This window comes from Archangium sp. (genome assembly GCF_045802675.1).
GTDB lineage: Bacteria > Myxococcota > Myxococcia > Myxococcales > Myxococcaceae > Archangium.
On the sequence record NZ_JBJMQO010000137.1, the window covers coordinates 21651 to 38965 of the forward strand.

The window sequence follows — 17315 nt, forward strand, 5'->3', positions numbered from 1 at the left end:
CAGGCCTCTTCGTGCCTCCGCCACAGCGTGCGCCGAGGGGGAGTTTGTTCAACAGGGTGTGTTTCTCTTGAGAAAACACTCTTCCCTTCCGAGGGAGAACCACTATTTTCTCCTGGGCCCTCAGAGGGAAAAATGCAGCGGAGGGCTGTAATTCGGCCTCGGGCGTGCTACTAGCGCTCGACGGCTCTGGGTGTGAACAAGCCGTGCAACGCCCCCGGACAGTCGAACAGGGGGAGGAGATCCGAACAGAATGGCCGCCAAGAAGACCACTGCCGCGAAGAAGGCTCCCGCCGCCGCGAAGAAGGCTCCCGCCGCCAAGAAGTCCGCCGCGGGTGCCAAGCGCAAGCCCAACGCGGCCTTCATGAAGGAGATGACCCCGTCCCCGGAGCTCGCGGCGATCGTTGGCAACAAGCCGCTGCCCCGTACCCAGGTCGTCAGCAAGATCTGGGATTACATCAAGAAGAACAACCTCCAGGACGCCAAGAACAAGCGGCAGATCAACGCCGATGACAAGCTCAAGCCCGTCTTCGGCGGGAAGAAGTCCGTCACCATGTTCGAGATGACGGCGCTGGTGAACAAGAACCTGAGCTGAGCCGTTCCCCCGGTTCGCCGGGTGTTGTCCTCGGAGGGCTCGCCACCATGTGGCGGGCCCTCTGCATTTTCAGGGGCCCGGGTGGCCCGGGAGCGTTGGATAGCGGGCGGAAGCGCGCCTGCGAGGTAGTCAGATGCGCCGGGCGGCCCTAGGACTGAGCCGTATGCGACTCGAGGGTTCGGTTGTGCCGGGTGGAGAGGCGGGGCAGGCGGGCGTGGAAGCCCTGGTTGGGGCGCTATTCGGACGCGTGCGGGGCGAGCTGCTGAGCCGCTCCATGCCGCTGTCCACCTATCGGCTGCAACTGCACAAGGGCTTTCCCTTCACCGCGGCGCGCGAGGTGGTGCCGTACCTGGCCCGGCTGGGCCTCACGGACGTGTACTGCTCGCCCTACCTCAAGGCGAGCCCGGGCAGCACCCACGGCTATGACTGCGTGGACCACAAGCACCTCAACCCGGAGGTGGGCTCGCGCGAGGAGCACGCGGCCTTCTGCTCCGCGGCGCGTGAGCACGGCCTGGGCCAGGTGCTGGACGTGGTGCCCAACCACATGGGCATCGAGACGTTCAACCCGCTGTGGTTCGACGTGCTGGAGAACGGCCCCTCGTCCCTGTACGCGCGCTTCTTCGACATCGACTGGAACCCGGTGAAGGACGAGCTGGAGGGCAAGGTGCTGCTGCCGGTGCTGGGAGACCAGTACGGCGTGGTGCTCGAGCGCGGGGAGCTGCGGCTGGGCTACCGCGACGGCGCCTTCGTCATCCACTACTACGATCGCGTGCTGCCGGTGGCCCCCGGGCAGTACGGGCGGGTGCTGCGGCGCAACTTCGAGGAGCTCGAGGTCCGGCTGGGCTCGGAGCACCCGCACCTCATCGAGTTGCACTCCATCCTCACCGCCATCAGCCACCTGCCCCATCGCTCGGAGACGGAGCGCGCCCGCGTCATCGAGCGCAACCGCGAGAAGGAGGTCATCAAGCGCCGCCTGGCCGCCCTGGCCCGCGAGAGCCGCGAGGTGTCCGCGCACCTCTCCGCCAACGTGGAGGCCCTCAACGGCGTGCCGGGCAACCCGCGCTCCTTCGACGAGCTGGACGCGCTGCTGGAGGGCTGTAGCTACCGGCTGGCCCAGTGGCGCGTGGCGGGCGAGGAGATCAACTACCGTCGCTTCTTCGACATCAACGGGCTGGCCGCCATCCGGGTGGAGGATCCGGACGTGTTCACCGAGGCCCACCAGCGCATCTTCGACTGGCTGCGTCAGGGCTGCGTCACCGGGTTGCGAATCGATCACCCGGACGGCCTCTATGATCCCACGGCCTACTTCCTCAACCTCCAGGAGCAGTACTTCGTGGAGCGGGCGCGGGCGCTCTTCGAGTCCGAGCACGGCGAGCAGTCCACGGTGTGGCCGCAGGTGGAGCAGCGGCTGCGCGAGCGCTGGCAGGCGGAGGCGGGGGCACGGGCGGACTCGCCGCTGCGCAAGGCGCTCTTCGTGGCGGTGGAGAAGATTCAAGGCGGCCGCGAGCGCATCCCCGAGGACTGGGCGGTGCACGGCACCACGGGCTACCGCTTCGCCAACGCGGTGGGCGGTGTCTTCGTGAAGCCGGAGGCCGAGGCGCCGCTGACGGAGACGTACCACCGCTTCATCGGCGAGGCGCCGGACTTCGAGGAGCTCGTCTACGACAAGAAACGCCTCCTCCTACGCGACTTCATGTCGAGCGAGCTGAACATGCTCGCCCACCGGCTCAACCGCATCTCGGAGATGAACCGGCGCACGCGCGACTTCACGCTCAACAGCCTGCGGCGCGCGCTGGCCGAGTTCATCGCCCTCTTCCCCGTCTACCGCACCTACGTGGACGACTGGCGGCCGGAGCTGGACGCGCGCGACGTGCGCTACATCGAGGACACGCTGCGCCACGCCAAGGCGCGCAACGCCACCCTCAACTCCAGCATCTTCGACTTCCTCGGGGACGTGCTGCTGCGGCGCTACCCGGAGCACCTGGGGCCGCACGAGCGGGCGGAGATGCTCGCCTTCGCCATGAAGGTGCAGCAGGTGACGGGCCCGGTGATGGCCAAGGGGCTGGAGGACACCGTCTTCTACGTGTACCACCGGCTCGTCTCGCTCAACGAGGTGGGCGGCGAGCCGGAGCACTTCGGCACCACCGCCGACGTCTTCCACGCCCGCAACCTGGAGCGCGCCGAGCACTGGCCGGCGAGCATGCTCACCACCAGCACCCACGACACCAAGCGCAGCGAGGACGTGCGCGCGCGCATCAACGTCCTCTCCGAGCTGCCCGAGGAGTGGAGCCACCGGGTGGGGCGCTGGTCGGAGCTGACGCGGGCCTTCCGCACCGAGCTGCCCTCCGGCCCCGCGCCGTCCGCCAACGACGAGTACCTCTTCTACCAGACGCTGGTGGGCGCCTGGCCCATGGGCCCGTCCCTCTCCAGCGAGGGGCTCGGCGAGCTGCGCCAGCGCCTGCGCGAGTACATGCTCAAGGCCATTAAGGAGGCCAAGGTCCGCACCTCGTGGACCAACCCGGACAGCGCCTACGAGGAGGGCGTGGCGCGCTTCGTCGAGGCCTGCCTGGACGAGTCCCGCGGCCGCGTCTTCCTCGAGGACCTCCAGTCCTTCAAGCGCCGCATCGAGCGGGCCGGGCAGCACAACGCGCTCGGCCAGCAGCTGCTGAAGCTGGCCTCGCCCGGCGTGGCGGACACCTACCAGGGCTGCGAGCTGTGGGACCTGTCGCTGGTGGACCCGGACAACCGCCGGCCGGTGGACTACCGCCTGAGAGACAGCCTGCTGCGGAAGCTGGACGAGGAGGCGAAGGCGGACCGGCTGGGGCTGTGCGCGCGGCTGGTGGCGGACATGGACGATGGCCACATCAAGCTCTTCCTCGTGGCCGAGGCCCTGCGCCTGCGCCGGCGCCAGGCGGCCCTCTTCCACCGTGGCCACTACCGGGCGCTGAGCCTGGTGGGCCCGCGCGCGGACGCGGCGGTGGCCTTCGCCCGCGAGCACGAGAAGGCCGTCGTCATCGCCGCCGCACCGCGCTACACCCTCTCCGCCCTGGAGTCGCCCCGGGGCCTCGCGGGGGCCCATGAAGAAACGTCCCTGGAATTGCCCGAGTCCTATGCGAGCATGACGTTCCGGGACGTGTTCACCGGGCGGGAGGTCCGGCCGGGGCGACAGGCGGGTGGCGCGGTGCTGCCCCTGGCTCCTCTGCTGGCGGGCTTCCCGCTGGTGCTGTTGGAGAGGAGCGATGGATGAGACGGGCGGAGGTGCTACCAGGCAAGCCGTATCCCCTGGGCGCCACGTACCTTGGCAATGGAGTCAACTTCGCCGTCTTCAGCGAGCACGCGCGGAAGGTGGAGGTGTGCCTCTTCGACGCCGAGCAGCCCTCGCGCGAGCTGCGCCGCTACGTGCTGCCGGAGCACAACCAGCACGTGTGGCACGGTTTCATCCCGGGGCTGCAGACGGGCACCCTCTACGGCTTCCGCGCCCACGGGGCCTACGAGCCCCGGCGCGGCCTGCGCTTCAACCCGCATAAGCTGCTGGTGGACCCCTACGCCCGTGCCCTGCACGGGCAGGTGGACTTCTCCTCGCCCCTCTACGCCTACGTGCTCGGGGACGAGGAGCAGGACCTGAGCTTCGACACGCGCGACAGCGCCCCCGGCGTGCCCAAGGCCGTCGTCCTCACCGACGACTTCGACTGGGAGGGCGACAGCGCGCCGTCCGTGCCGTGGAATCGCACGCTCCTCTACGAGGCCCACGTGAAGGGCCTCACCAGGCTGCACCCCGCCGTGCCCGAGCACCAACGCGGCACCTACGCGGGCCTGGCGCACCCCGCCGTCATCGAGCACCTCAAGCGGCTGGGCGTCACCGCCGTGGAGCTGCTGCCCATCCACTCCCACGTGGACGAGCCCTTCCTCGTCAACAAGGGCCTCACCAACTACTGGGGCTACAGCACCCTGGGCTACTTCGCTCCCGACGCGCGCTTCAGCGCCTCGGGCTCGCGCGGCGGCCAGGTCGTCGAGTTCAAGGCCATGGTGAAGGCGCTCCACCGCGCCGGCATCGAGGTCATCCTCGACGTCGTCTACAACCACACCTGCGAGGGCAACCACCTCGGGCCCACCCTGTCCTTCAAGGGCCTGGACAACTCCGCCTACTACCGGCTGCTGGAGAAGGATCCGCGCTACTACCAGGACTTCACCGGCACGGGGAACTCGTGGAACGCCACCCACCCCTACGCGCTCAAGCTCGTCATGGACTCCCTGCGCTACTGGGTGCGGGAGATGCACGTGGACGGCTTCCGCTTCGACCTGGCCACCACGCTCGGGCGGGACAGGCACGGCTACGACACCCGCGCCGCCTTCTTCCAGATGGTGCACCAGGATCCGGTGCTCAGCCGCGTGAAGCTCATCGCCGAGCCCTGGGACGTGGGCGACTTCGGCTACCAGGTGGGCAACTTCCCCGTCGTGTGGAGCGAGTGGAACGGTAAGTACCGCGACACCATCCGCCGCTTCTGGAAGGGCGATGACCGGCAGGCGGCGGAGATCGGCTACCGGCTCACCGGCTCGTCGGACCTGTACGCGCTGAGCGGCCGCAAGCCCACCGCGAGCGTCAACTTCATCACCGCCCACGACGGCTTCACCCTGCATGACCTCGTCACCTACAGCCAGAAGCACAACGAGGCCAACCTCGAGGAGAACCGCGACGGCGCCAACGACAACCACGCGTGGAACTGCGGCGTGGAGGGCGAGACGACGGACGCCGTCATCAACCAGCTGCGTGAGCAGCAGAAGCGCAACTTCCTCGCCACGCTCTTCCTGTCGCAGGGCGTGCCCATGCTGCTGGCCGGCGACGAGCTGGGCCGCACCCAGCGCGGCAACAACAACGCCTACTGCCAGGACAACCCCCTGTCCTGGGTGGACTGGAACCTCTCCGAGTCCCAGCACAAGCTGCTCGACTTCACCGTGCAGCTCAGCCAGTTGCGCCGCGCGCAGCCGGTGCTCTCCAAGCGCAAGTTCTTCCGCGGCTCCACCATCTGGGACAGCAAGCTCAAGGACCTGGTCTGGTTCCGCCCCGACGGCCTGGAGATGAAGAAGGAGGACTGGGAGAAGCCCGTGGTGCCCTCCATCGGCTTCCTCCTCGGGGGCGACGCCATCGCCACCCCGGACGACGAGGGCAACCGGCTCGTGGGGGACACACTCCTGGTGCTGATGAACGCCCACCACGAGCCCATCACCTTCCATCTGCCCGCCATCGAATGGGGCGCGGACTGGGAGGAGGTGGTGAACACCGGCCAGTCCCGCGTGTCCCCGCACACCCATACCCCCGCCGGAGGCAGCGTGGTGGTGGCCGGCCGGGCCCTGGTGGTGCTGCGCCGCCCCGCCACGGAACAGACACTCCCGCGCGAATAAGAGGCTCAAGGTGGGTGACGGCGGGCCGCCTTGCCCGTTATAGGGGGGAGTCCGTCACCATCGGCCGGGCCGGGGAAACACGCTCTTGAATACACAAGTCGCGCTCTGGGTGGGCTTCAACGTCTTCGTCCTGGCCATGCTGGCCCTGGACCTGGGCCTCTTCCACCGCGAGGAGCACGTGGTCTCGCCCAAGGAGGCGGGCGCGTGGACGGTGGTGTGGATCGTCCTCAGCCTGCTCTTCTGCGGCGGCGTCTGGTACTCCGGCTTCTGGACCAACGCCCAGGCCACCGAGTGGGTGACGGCCTATGTCATCGAGTACGCGCTCTCGGTGGACAACCTCTTCGTCTTCCTCGTGGTGTTCGCCTACTTCCGCGTCGCGCTGGAGGTGCAACACCGGGTGCTCTTCTGGGGGATTCTCGGCGCCTTCGTCATGCGCGCCGCCCTCATCCTGGCCGGCACCGCGCTCGTCCAGCGCTTCCACTGGCTGCTCTACCTCTTCGGCGCCTTCCTCGTCTTCACCGCGGCGAAGATGGCCTTCTCCAAGGACGACGACGCGGCCGACCCCGAACAGGCCCTCATCGTGCGGGTGGCCCGGCGCATGCTCCCGGTGGCCCGCCAGGGCGAGGGCAGCCGCTTCTTCATCACCGAGGACGGCCGGCGCAAGGTGACGCCCCTCTTCCTGGTGCTGATGGTGGTGGAGGCCACGGACCTGCTCTTCGCCCTGGACTCGATTCCCGCCGTGCTGGGCATCAGCCAGAACGCCTTCATCGTCTACACGTCCAACGTGTGCGCCATCCTCGGCCTGCGCTCGCTCTTCTTCGTGGTGGCGAGCCTCATGGAGAAGTTCCACCTGCTCAAGGTGGGCCTGGGCGTCATCCTGGGCTTCGTGGGCGTGAAGATGCTCATCGTCTACTTCGGCATCCACATCCCCATCGGGCTGTCGCTGGCCATCATCGGCGGGGTGCTGCTGGCCTCCATCGTGGCCTCGCTCATCTGGCCCAAGCCCGCCGAGCCCGCCGCCCCCGGCGAGCCGGCCCCGTCCAAGCAGGACCGGGAAGGGGCGAGGCCCTGAGTCCCTGAGGGGCCGCTTCGTTGGGCTTGCGTCCGGGCGGCGAGCCAGCCAATTGTGGGGCATGTCCTCCGTCACCACCGAAGGCATCCGCGTCACCGTCCGCACCAACTACTGGCCCGAGCGCAGCGCGCCCGAGTCCCACCAGTACGCCTTCATGTACACGGTGGAGATCGTCAACACGGGCCAGGAGGTGGCGCAGTTGCGCAGCCGCCACTGGATCATCACCGATGCCACCGGGAAGGTGGAGGAGGTGAAGGGGGAGGGCGTCGTGGGCAAGCAGCCGCGCCTGGGCCCCGGCGAGCGCTTCGAGTACACGAGCTGGGCGCAGCTGCGCACGCCCTTCGGCTCCATGCGGGGCACCTACACGATGGAGCGCTCGGACGGCCGCCAGTTCGAGGCGCGCGTGTCGGAATTCGCCCTCACACAACCGCACTCGCTGCACTGACCAGACATGACCTCCCCACGCAAGGGCCTGCTCCTGGTCAACCTGGGCACGCCGGATGCCCCCGAGACGGGTGCGGTGCGCCGCTACCTGCGCGAGTTCCTCAGTGATGCGCGCGTGCTGGACATCCACCCGGTGGGCCGCTGGCTGCTGCTCAACCTCTTCATCCTACCCGTCCGCTCGCCCAAGAGCGCGCACGCCTACCGCACCATCTGGACGCAGCAGGGCTCGCCGCTGATGGTGCACTCGAAGGCGCTGGCCGCGGCGGTGGCCGAGCGGCTCGCGGGCCAGTACGAGGTGGAGCTGGCCATGCGCTACGGCAACCCGTCGCTGCCAGACGCGGTGGCGCGGCTGCGGGCGCGGGGCGTGAGCGACTTCACCGTGATGCCCCTCTATCCGCAGGAGGCGCCGTCCTCCTCGGGCTCCTCGCTGGCGCGCACCTACGAGGTGCTCTCCGAGCCCTGGGACGTGCCCAACGTGCGCGCGGTGCCTGCCTTCCACGGCCACCCCGCGTTCCTGGACGCCTTCGCCGAGGTGGCGCGCCCCGTCATCTCCGGGGCCAACGCGGACCACGTCCTCTTCAGCTTCCACGGCGTGCCCGAGCGCCACGTGCGCCGCACCGATGCCTCGGGGACGCACTGCCTGGCCTCGGCGGGGTGCTGCGACGCGCTCACGGACGCCAACCGCCACTGCTACCGGGCCCAGTGCTACGCCACGGCGCGCGGGCTGGCGCAGCGGCTGGAACTGGCGCCCGAGGGCTGGAGCGTCTCCTTCCAGTCCCGCCTGGGGCGCACGCCGTGGGTGAAGCCGTACACGGACGTGGTGCTGCCGGAGCTGGCCGCGCGCGGGGTGAAGCGCCTGGCGGTGATGTGCCCCGCCTTCGTCGCCGACTGCCTCGAGACGGTGGAGGAGGTGGCCATCCGCGGGCGGGAGCAGTTCCTGGCGAGCGGGGGCGAGTCCCTGACGCTCGTCCCCTCGCTCAATGCCCACCCCGCGTGGGTGGAGGGCGTGGTGCGGCTGGTGCGCGAGTCGGAGCCGGGCGCTACTTCTTCGCCTGCTGCGGCTGAAGGAGCTCCGGCGGTACCGAGTCGAGCGGGGTGAGGCGCAGCTGGCGCTCGCCGTCGGCCTGGCCGGGCAGGGAGGTGCCCTCGGTGTGGGTGGTGAGCGTGGCCGCCCAGGAGCGCCAGCGGCCCGCCTTCACGAGGAACTCGCCCCGGCCCTTCACCCGCATCTCGGCGAAGGCGGCCGGGCCGGTGGGGGCCGGAGACGAAGCGGGGGCATCCGCGTGCGCGTCGTCGTGCCCGTCCGCGTCCTTCTTGCCCGCGTCCTTCTTGCTCGCCTCCTTCTCCTTCTTGGTGGACTTGGACGCCGCGGCGGTCTGCCTGCCGCGCATCTGCCCGGAGATGTTCTCCGAGAGGTCGTACTCGAGCGTCGCCACCTGCTCCCCGTTCTCCCCGGGGGTGAGCGAGACGAGCTTCACCTGGTTGCGGCGATCGGCCTTCTGCTCGACGAAGCCGGGCACGGAGCTCATGTCCACCAGGTCCGCGCCGAGCGCCCAGGTGGCGTCCGGGCCGATAGGGTCTCGCGGCAGCTCGAGCACCAGCACCGCCGTGTTGCGCAGCGGTCCGGCGAGCCCGTCCATGACGAAGCCGCGCTCGCTCATGGTGCCCTGGTCGGCCTCACCGCCGGCGCCCTGGGGGACGATGCGGAAGGCGTAGTCGCCGGACTCGGTCTTCTGCAGCACGAAGATGGCGGAGGTCTCGCTGCGGCGGGTCTCGGCGGGGGCAGCGCGGCCCTTCTTGCCCTTGGGGGCCGGGGCGGGCGCGGAGGACTCGGAGGCGCTGGTGGTGAGGCGGAAGGCGGTGGGGGCGGTGAGCTTCCAGCGCAGCGTCACCTTGGAGGGATCCGGCGGAGGCTCGGGGGCGCGGGTGGGCTTGGGCGCCTCGGCCTTCTTCGGCCCGGTGGCGGGCATTTCGGTCGGACGGGGAATGGGCTCCATCTTCCCGACGGGCTCCTCCTTGCAGGCGGAGGTCAGGCAGAGGGCGGCGAGCAGGCCGAGGAGGCGCCGGTTCACGAAGAGGCTCCTGGTGGAAGCCGGGGAGAGTCCGGACTTCGGAATGTCCAGGAGTCTACGGCAGGGCGGCCACCGGGTGCACGCGAGGTCTGGTCGCCCCCGGCCTCGGTGCATTGCGTCAGGCGCCGGGGGCGGGGGTGGCGGGGGCTACTCGTCCTCCGCCTCAGCCTCCTCCTCCCCTGCCTTTTCGATCTCGGCGATCCTCTTCTTCCACTCCTCCAATACCGCCAGGCTGGAGGCCACATGGTGAAGCGTGTGGCGCTTCAGTCTCTTGTGGTTCACCGCGAAATAGTGCTCCCCGGCGATGGACACGAAGGCGAAGGGATGGGCCGGGTGTTGCTCCAGCCAGGACTCCGCTTCCGCGCGGGTTTCGAAGGCGGGCACCTTGGGAGGGATTCCCGTCGCTTTGATTTCCTCCGCGATGTAGGGCTCGATGACGTACTCGCGGTAGATGTGGCGGGTGTTGTCTTCACGGAAATACGAAGCCATGTAGTAATCATCGCCAATGAGGATGTTCGCAGGACTGAGGGGCTCCGCGAGGCCCTTCTGCCAGGCTTCCGCCTCCTCACGCGTCGCGAAGTGGGCGATGGTGAGCGGCGCGTAATCAAGGCGGTTGTCGACGTAGTCCTCGCAAGCCTCGAATTGGCCGGTGTCCGCGATGAAGTTGAGCATGTGGATGAGCACGCTCACGGGCTGCTTGTCGGGCGTCTCGTCGAAAGCCTTCAGCAGGAGCGCCATGAGTTTTTGCGCGGTCGAACCCTGATGCGTCCAGAGGACGCTGCTCACGTAGGGTCGTGGCGTGGGAGGGTGCTGCTCGAGGTAGTCTTCGAACAGGTATGCCTGGCCTGTGACGCTGATGAAGTTGCTGTACATGTGCGTCTGCTGCCAGAGCCGCTGTTCTTCCTCTCGGCCTTCGAGCCTCGCTGCCCGCCACCGTTCCGAGGCGAATCGTCCCGCGACGATAAGGGTGTCATAGATGCTCATCGGGTGGCCTCCGCGAGAGTGGTGGAGGCGGGTCTCTCGAGAGGGTTCTCCGCGACGAACACGAATGGCATCAGGACGAGAGCACCTCCGCCGGAAGCGGCGACCGCGGCAACGAAGGCGACTCCAGCGATGACGATGACAGCGCCCGTGAGAATCTCCTCGCGGTGGGTTTTGATCCAAACCACTGCGGGTTCTATTGAATCGAACTTCGCGGCGTATTCTTCGGCCCAACTCCCCCTGTTCTTCGCGCACTGGACGGCCTCGTCCAGGCAATTCGCTTGACACCATGGCCCCCGGGCCACGCGCCACGGCGTTGTCTTGACATCGTCATAGATGCGGTGACCGATCCGGACCGGACTGCGACTCGCGGTGCAGTCCTGCACACACTGCTCCCGCCGACCTTCGCAATATGCCTTCAGTCCCTTCGAGGAGACACGCACGATGCCTCGGTGCGAGCTCACGGCGCCCAGGGTGTTCTGGAGTTTCGCCAGGTCGAATTCGGAGAGCGGTTTCCAGTCATGCGTCACCTGCCCATCCGGCAGCTCCTGGATGAGGAGCGCGTATTTGTGCAAGTCCTGTGGGCCGGTGGGGCCCTGCGCTGCTGTCATGGGCCGGGTGGCACTACAGGAAACGAGCAGAAGACTCAGGCTTGCCGCGAGGAGCTTTCGCGAGAGGGTCGTGAGTGTTGTCTGGGTATTCTCGGCGTGGTGCTTCAAGCATGTCCTTGGAGAGCGCTTCGGTCGTAGTCGACTACGAGTGATGTAGGTGAATGTGCTGTAGCACTCGTAGTCGACTACGACCGAGCGGAAAAACCCCGAGGTGCACCTGCTGTTTCAGCCTCCGCTGGGCCGGGGCGCGGCGGCTCGGGCCAGGCGGTCCCTCACGGCGATACCAAGTCCCTCGGAGCGGGGCAGGCAGGCCACCAGGACGTCATGGCCCCGCTCATCCGCCTCGCGCAGCCGCGTGTAGAGGGCTCGCGCCGCGCCGGCCGGATCCTCGGGCACGTCGTAGCGGGGCACCCCCGCGGGCAACGTGAGGCCCGGAGGGCCCAGCACGCCCACGCTCTGCCCCTGCGCGCGCAGGGCCTCCACGCGCGACACCACGTCCGCGGGCTCGGAGAGCACCACCCCCGCCCGGGGCGCGTAGTGCGAGGCGAGGCTCCCCGACACCCGCACCGTGGCCGAGGTCCGCACCGGCACCTTGCGTCCCAGCACGCGCTCGATTTCCTCCACCGCCAGGCCCCCGGGGCGCAGCACCGCGGGCTCCTCGCCGCTCAAATCCACGATGGTGGACTCCACGCCCACCGTGCACGGGCCTCCATCGAGGATGAGGTCCACCTCGTCCCCCAGGTCCGCGCGCACGTGCCCGGCGGTGGTGGGGCTCACCCGGCCGAAACGGTTGGCGCTCGGCGCGGCCACCCCGCCCCCGAGCGCGTCCAGCACGGCCAGTGCCACCGGGTGGTTGGGCACCCGAATGGCCACCGTGTCCTGGCCGCCCGTCACCGCGTCCGTGGCGCGCGAGGTGCGCGGCAGCACCAGCGTGAGGGGCCCCGGCCAGAAGGCCCTCGCCAGACGCCAGGCGTCCTCGGGCACGTGGCGGGCCCACGAGGGCAGCTCCTCGGCGCGGGCCACGTGGACGATGAGCGGGTGGGTGGCGGGACGGCCCTTGATGGCGAAGACGCGGCGGACGGCCAGCTCGTCCTCGCAATTGGCGGCCAGGCCATACACCGTCTCCGTGGGCAGGGCGATGACGCCGCCGCGCCGGAGGGTTTCCACTGCCCGAGTGAGGAGGTCCGAGGTAAGCATGCTTGTCGGGCGCAATCTGGCGCCCGGAGGGGACGATGGGCAAGTCGCAGCGATTCGAAGCGCGCAGCCAGATGCCGGTGAACGCCGAGGCGGTGTTCGCCTGGCATGCCCGCGAGGGGGCCTTCCAGCGCCTGACGCCCCCCTGGGAGCCCGTGGAGGTGGTGGAGAAGCAGGGCGAGGGCATCCGCGAGGGCACCCGGGTGGTGCTGCGCATGCACCTGGGGCCCGTCTCCCTGCCCTGGACGGCGCGGCACACCCGCTACGTGCCCGGCTCGCTCTTCCAGGACATGCAGGAGTCGGGGCCCTTCGCCAGATGGGTGCACACGCACCGCATGTGGGACGAGCCCTCGGGCGGCACGGTGCTGGAGGACGACGTGGAGTACGCGCTGCCGGTGGGGACGCTCGGGAGCGTGGTGGCCGGGGGCTACTCGCGGCACCGGCTGGAGCGGATGTTCGCCTACCGCCATGCCGTCACCCGCGAGGACCTGCGGCGCCACGCGGCCTTCGCCGGGCACGCGCCGCGGACGGTGGCGGTGAGCGGCGCGTCGGGGCTGGTGGGCAGTGCGCTGGTGCCCTTCCTCACCACGGGAGGCCACCGGGTGCGGCGGCTGGTGCGCGGCCGGCCCGAGGCGGGGGACATCGCCTGGGCGCCGGGCCAGGGCGAGATGGACGTGGCCGCGCTCGAGGGCGTGGACGCGGTGGTGCACCTGGCCGGAGCGCCCATCGCCGAGGGCCGCTGGACGCCGGAGCGTAAGGATCTCATCCGCCGCAGCCGCGTGGAGGGCACGCGCGTGCTGTGCGAGTCGCTCGCGAAGCTGGCCCGTCCCCCGCGCGTCCTGGTGAGCGCGTCGGCGATGGGCTTCTACGGCAACCGGGGCGATGAGGAGCTCACCGAGTCGAGCGCGTCCGGGCGGGGCTTCCTCGCCGACGTCTCCCGCGAGTGGGAGGCGGCCACCGAGCCGGCGGAGCGGGCCGGCATCCGCGTGGTGCACCTGCGCCTGGGCGTGGTGCTCAGCGCGAAGAGCGGCGCGTTGGCGAAGATGCTGCCCGCCTTCCAGGCCGGAGGCGGGGGCCGCATGGGCACCGGCCAGCAGTGGATGAGTTGGGTGTCGCTCGAGGACGTGCTCGGGCTGGTGCACTTCGCCCTGTTCACCGAGGGGATGCGCGGGCCCGTCAACGCGGTGGCGCCCAACCCCGTGCGGCAGGAGGACTTCGCCCGGACGCTCGGCCAGGTGCTGTCCCGGCCGACGGTGGTTCCGCTGCCGGCCGCCATGGTGCGCACCCTCTTCGGGGAGATGGGCCAGGAGATGCTGCTGAACGGCGCCCGCATCCGCCCCGAGGTGGCGCAGCGCGAGGGCTTCACCTTCCTCCACCCCACGCTGGAGCAGGCCCTGCGCTTCACGCTCGGGAAGACGACCGAGGGTCCGCGCTTCCAGCATGGTTGAGGCGATGATCCACGTCGAGGGGCTGACCAAGTACTACGGCAGCCACGCGGCCATCCGCGACCTCGCCTTCCGCATCGGCCGGGGCGAGGTCATCGGCTTCCTGGGGCTCAACGGCGCGGGGAAGACGACCACGCTGAAGATACTGGGGAGCGTGTTGCTGCCCACCTCGGGGACGGCCATCATCGATGGCCACGACGTGGTGAGCCACCCACACGAGGTGCGCCAGCGCATCGGCTTCCTCCCGGACACGCCGCCGCTCTACGACGAGATGGGGGTGGGGGAGTTCCTCGCCTTCGTGGCGAGGCTGCGCGGCGTGCCGTCTCGCGAGGTGTCCGCCCGAGTCTCCGAGGCCGAGGAGAAGACGGGGCTGCGCGACGCGGACGATGCGCCCATCTCCTCGCTGAGCCATGGCTACCGGCAGCGCGTGGGGGTGGCGCAGGCGCTCGTGCACCGGCCGGCGCTGCTCATCCTCGACGAGCCGGGCAGCGGCCTGGACCCACGGCAGATGGTGGAGATGCGCTCGCTCATCCGCGGGCTGCGGGGCGCGCACACGGTGCTCGTCTCCAGTCACCTGCTGTCGGAGATCAGCCAGACGTGCGACAGGCTCCTGGTCATCAAGGACGGGGAGCTGGTGGCGCAGGGCACCGAGGAGGAGCTGGGCCAGAAATGGGGCGGTGGGGGCTTCATCGAGGTGGAGGTGCGGGGCGAGCGGGAGCGGGTGCTGGCGGCGCTCGTGGGCGTGGGGCCGGTGCGGGTGACGGGCGAGGCGGAGGGCGTGGTGACGCTCCGGGTGGAGGCTCCGGCGGAGCTGCGGCCGAAGGTGGCCCAGGCGGTGGTGGGCGCGGGCCTGGAGCTGCTGCGGCTGGACCGGGGCGTGGAGAAGCTCGAGTCGCTCTTCCTGCGGCTCACCCGGGGCGGGGAGGAGGGCGCACCATGATGCGGACGCTGCTCATCGCGCGCCGCGAGCTGGCCGCGTATCTGCGGAGCTTCCACGGGTACGTCATCATCGCGATGGTGCTGGCGGTGGACGGCCTGCTCTTCAACGCGTACGCGCTGGGCGGGGTGAGCAAGCGCTCGTCGGAGGTGCTCTCGCTCTTCTTCTTGTTCTCCAGCGGCACGACGATGGTGGCCTCGGTCTTCATCTCCATGCGGCTGCTGGCCGAGGAGCGTCAGACGGGCACGCTGGCCCTGCTGTACTCCTCGCCGGTGAGGGACCACGAGATTGTGTTGGGCAAGTTCCTCTCGGCGCTGGCCTTCCTCGCGCTGATGACGCTGGCCACGCTCTTCATGCCGCTGCTGGTGATGGTGCACGGGAAGCTGTCGCTGGGGCACATCGCCGCCGGCTACCTGGGGCTGCTGCTGCTGGGCAGCGCGTCGCTGGCGATTGGGACATTCGGCTCGGCGCTGGCGCGCAACCAGGTGCTGGCCGCCGTGCTCTCCGGGTGCATGCTGGTGGCGCTGCTGACGTGCTGGCTGCTGGCGCGCATCACCGAGCAACCGCTCTCGGACGTCTTCAGCGCGCTGGCGCTGTGGAACCAGCACTTCCAGCCCTTCCAGGCGGGCGTGGTGCACGTGCGCGACGTCGTCTACTACCTGCTCGTCACCTACGTGGCCCTCTTCGCCGCCACGCGGGTGCTCGAGGCGCGGAGGTGGCGGTGAGCCTCCGGCCCAACCCCTGGGTGTCCGGGCTGTACGTGGCGGGCCTCGTGTCCGTCTTCCTCGGCGAGCGCGTGGCGGGAGCGGGCACGGCGCGGCTCGTGCTGAGCGGCCTGGGCGTGGGGCTGGTGGGGCTCGCGGGGGTGTGGCGCGGGACGCGGGTGGGACGGGCCTCGGGCGACGTGCGCACGCTGGAGCGCTGGCTGCTCGGCCTCTTCCTGCTGGGAGGGCTGGGCCTGGCGCTCTACTTCCTCCAGTCGGACGCGGGGGCCTTCGCGTGGGGCGCCTCGTGGAAGCGGCGGGTACCAGAGCTGACGGGGGTGTTGGGCGCGCTCTTCCCCGCGCTGCTGGTGACGGCGCTGCTGCCGCTCGTGCTGGTGGAGCTGGCGGCGGCGGCCATGGCGCGAGGGCCGGTGCTGGAGCTGGGCCGGGTGCGTGCCGCGCTGAGCTCGGGACTGGGGCTGGCCTTCGCGCTCGTCTTCGCCTTCTCGAGCATGTACGTGGCCATGCGGGCGGACGTCTCGTGGGACCTGGCGTACTTCCGCACCGCGCGGCCGGGCGATGCCACGCGCCTGCTGGTGCGCCGTCTCCCCGAGCCGGTGGAGGTGACGCTCTTCTTCCCTCCGGCCAATGACGTGGGGCAGGCCCTGGAGCAGTACTTCCGGGAGCTGGCGCGCGAGTCCGGGTACCTCCGGGTGGAGGTGTTGGACCAGGCGGTGGAGGTGGCGCGGGCGAAGGCGCTGGGCGTGGGCGAGAACGGCTCCGTGGTGTTCAGCCGCGGCCCGCGCAGGGAGCGGTTGAAGGTGCCGCTGCAGCTGGACCTCGCCCGGGCGCAATTGCAGCGGCTGGACGAGGACGTGTACCGGCGGCTGCGCGTGGTGTCGCGTCCCCGGCGGGTGCTGTACCTCACGGCGGGACATGGCGAGCGGGGCCTGCTGCCCCAGGCGGCCACGGCGCTGGAGAAGGCGAGGCCGGGCCTGTCGCAGCTCGAGGAATGGCTGCGCGTGCTGAACGTGGAGGTGCGCACGCTGGGCATGGCCGAGGGGCTGGGGACGGAGGTGCCGCGTGACGCCTCGGTGGTGGCGGTGGTGGGGCCCGAGCGCGACTTCTCCCCCGAGGAGCTCGCCGCGTTGCACCGGTACCTGGAGCGGGGAGGGCGGCTGTGGCTCGCGTTGGAGCCGGACGGTCCCGGACTCGAGCCGCTGCTGGAGCCCCTGGGGTTGAAGCTGCTGCGCGTGCCGCTGGCGAACGAGCAGCGCTTCCTGCTGATGAGCCACCAGCGCAGTGACCGGGGCAACCTGGTGACGGCGAGCTTCTCCTCGCACGCCTCCGTCGGGACGCTGGCCTCGTTGGGCAGTGACGCGGCGGTCGTCTTCTCCGGAGCGGCGGCGCTGGAGCCCGTGCTGCCCCTGCCCAGGGGCGTGGCCCAGGACGTCTCGGTGCGAGCCCCCGCGGACACCTTCCAGGACACCCACCCGGACTTCACCGCGGACGAGGGAGAGCCGAAGCGGGCTTGGCCCCTGGTGGTGGCGGTGGAGAGGGCGGGCGTCTCGGGAGCCTCGCCCGCGCGCGTGGTGGCCATGGGCGACTCGGACGTGATGACGGATGGAGGCCCGCGCGGTTACGGCAACCCCTACCTGCTGGTGGACACGGTGCTGTGGCTGCTCGGCGAGGAGGAGCTCGCGGGCGTGCTGTCCAACGAGGAGGACGTGCCGCTGCAGCACACGCGCAAGCAGGACGTCCTGTGGTTCTACTCAGCCGTCTTCCTCGCTCCGGCGATGGTGCTCGGGGCGGGCTTCCTCGTGACGCGGCGCAAGCGGCGGCGAGGTGTGCGGTGAGGGCACG

At 70.0% G+C, this 17315-nt stretch carries 14 protein-coding genes; 10 read left to right on the forward strand and 4 right to left on the reverse strand.

Annotated elements, in window-relative coordinates; genetic code table 11:
* The first annotated feature begins 250 nt into the window (after positions 1-250).
* The 6 genes from ACJ8AN_RS37635 (at position 251) to hemH (ending at position 8607) form a co-directional block, all read left to right on the forward strand.
* Positions 251-592, forward strand: a complete 342-nt coding sequence (locus ACJ8AN_RS37635; RefSeq protein WP_407760432.1) for an SWIB/MDM2 domain-containing protein — start codon at positions 251-253, stop codon at positions 590-592.
* Positions 593-755: 163 nt separating this feature from the next.
* Positions 756-3839 carry a malto-oligosyltrehalose synthase gene (gene treY, locus ACJ8AN_RS37640; RefSeq protein WP_407760433.1) on the forward strand — a complete coding sequence of 1028 codons (3084 nt, stop codon included), beginning with the start codon at positions 756-758 and terminating at the stop codon, positions 3837-3839.
* Positions 3836-5992, forward strand: a complete 2157-nt coding sequence (gene glgX, locus ACJ8AN_RS37645) for a glycogen debranching protein GlgX (protein ID WP_407760434.1) — start codon at positions 3836-3838, stop codon at positions 5990-5992. Before treY ends, glgX begins: the two co-directional genes overlap by 4 nt.
* A gap of 85 nt (positions 5993-6077) precedes the next feature.
* Entirely contained in the window at positions 6078-7064 is a 987-nt protein-coding gene (locus ACJ8AN_RS37650; protein ID WP_407760435.1) for a TerC family protein, read from the forward strand.
* A gap of 61 nt (positions 7065-7125) precedes the next feature.
* Entirely contained in the window at positions 7126-7509 is a 384-nt protein-coding gene (gene apaG / locus ACJ8AN_RS37655; protein WP_407760436.1) for a Co2+/Mg2+ efflux protein ApaG, read from the forward strand.
* 6 nt (positions 7510-7515) lie between these two features.
* Entirely contained in the window at positions 7516-8607 is a 1092-nt protein-coding gene (hemH, locus tag ACJ8AN_RS37660) for a ferrochelatase (protein WP_407760437.1), read from the forward strand.
* On the opposite strand, the gene ACJ8AN_RS37665 is transcribed toward hemH, so the two are convergent.
* The 4 genes from ACJ8AN_RS37665 to ACJ8AN_RS37680 form a co-directional block, all read right to left on the reverse strand.
* Positions 8549-9580, reverse strand: coding sequence for a hypothetical protein (locus ACJ8AN_RS37665; protein WP_407760438.1), 1032 nt, complete (start codon positions 9578-9580; stop codon positions 8549-8551). The genes hemH and ACJ8AN_RS37665 overlap by 59 nt on opposite strands.
* Positions 9581-9727: 147 nt before the next feature.
* On the reverse strand, positions 9728-10564 hold the full coding sequence (locus ACJ8AN_RS37670) for a hypothetical protein (RefSeq protein ID WP_407760439.1): 837 nt from the start codon (positions 10562-10564) through the stop codon (positions 9728-9730).
* Entirely contained in the window at positions 10561-11172 is a 612-nt protein-coding gene (locus tag ACJ8AN_RS37675; protein ID WP_407760440.1) for a hypothetical protein, read from the reverse strand. The genes ACJ8AN_RS37670 and ACJ8AN_RS37675 overlap by 4 nt, the downstream gene beginning before the upstream one ends.
* A 225-nt stretch (positions 11173-11397) precedes the next feature.
* Positions 11398-12339, reverse strand: a complete 942-nt coding sequence (locus tag ACJ8AN_RS37680; protein ID WP_407760441.1) for an L-threonylcarbamoyladenylate synthase — start codon at positions 12337-12339, stop codon at positions 11398-11400.
* 65 nt (positions 12340-12404) lie between these two features.
* Here ACJ8AN_RS37680 and ACJ8AN_RS37685 point away from each other — a divergent pair, with 65 nt between their 5' ends.
* From ACJ8AN_RS37685 to ACJ8AN_RS37700, 4 genes are read left to right on the forward strand one after another with little or no spacing between them, the layout of a single operon-like run.
* Positions 12405-13814, forward strand: coding sequence for a TIGR01777 family oxidoreductase (locus ACJ8AN_RS37685; protein WP_407760442.1), 1410 nt, complete (start codon positions 12405-12407; stop codon positions 13812-13814).
* Positions 13815-13818: 4 nt separating this feature from the next.
* Entirely contained in the window at positions 13819-14751 is a 933-nt protein-coding gene (locus ACJ8AN_RS37690; protein ID WP_407760443.1) for an ABC transporter ATP-binding protein, read from the forward strand.
* The gene (locus ACJ8AN_RS37695; RefSeq protein WP_407760444.1) at positions 14748-15473 is read left to right on the forward strand and encodes an ABC transporter permease; all 726 of its coding nucleotides are present in this window, start codon (positions 14748-14750) and stop codon (positions 15471-15473) included. The genes ACJ8AN_RS37690 and ACJ8AN_RS37695 overlap by 4 nt, the downstream gene beginning before the upstream one ends.
* Positions 15470-17308 (forward strand): Gldg family protein, encoded by a 1839-nt coding sequence (locus ACJ8AN_RS37700; protein WP_407760445.1) that lies wholly within the window; start codon positions 15470-15472, stop codon positions 17306-17308. The genes ACJ8AN_RS37695 and ACJ8AN_RS37700 overlap by 4 nt, the downstream gene beginning before the upstream one ends.
* The last annotated feature ends 7 nt before the right edge of the window (positions 17309-17315 follow it).

Coding starts and splice junctions, on each gene's coding strand:
- ACJ8AN_RS37635 (WP_407760432.1), top strand. CDS start 251: ATGGCCGCCAAGAAGACCACTGCCGCGAAGAAGGCTCCCGCCGCCGCG.
- treY (WP_407760433.1), top strand. CDS start 756: ATGCGACTCGAGGGTTCGGTTGTGCCGGGTGGAGAGGCGGGGCAGGCG.
- glgX (WP_407760434.1), top strand. CDS start 3,836: ATGAGACGGGCGGAGGTGCTACCAGGCAAGCCGTATCCCCTGGGCGCC.
- apaG (WP_407760436.1), top strand. CDS start 7,126: ATGTCCTCCGTCACCACCGAAGGCATCCGCGTCACCGTCCGCACCAAC.
- hemH (WP_407760437.1), top strand. CDS start 7,516: ATGACCTCCCCACGCAAGGGCCTGCTCCTGGTCAACCTGGGCACGCCG.
- ACJ8AN_RS37670 (WP_407760439.1), bottom strand. CDS start 10,564: ATGAGCATCTATGACACCCTTATCGTCGCGGGACGATTCGCCTCGGAA.
- ACJ8AN_RS37675 (WP_407760440.1), bottom strand. CDS start 11,172: ATGACAGCAGCGCAGGGCCCCACCGGCCCACAGGACTTGCACAAATAC.
- ACJ8AN_RS37685 (WP_407760442.1), top strand. CDS start 12,405: ATGGGCAAGTCGCAGCGATTCGAAGCGCGCAGCCAGATGCCGGTGAAC.
- ACJ8AN_RS37690 (WP_407760443.1), top strand. CDS start 13,819: ATGATCCACGTCGAGGGGCTGACCAAGTACTACGGCAGCCACGCGGCC.
- ACJ8AN_RS37695 (WP_407760444.1), top strand. CDS start 14,748: ATGATGCGGACGCTGCTCATCGCGCGCCGCGAGCTGGCCGCGTATCTG.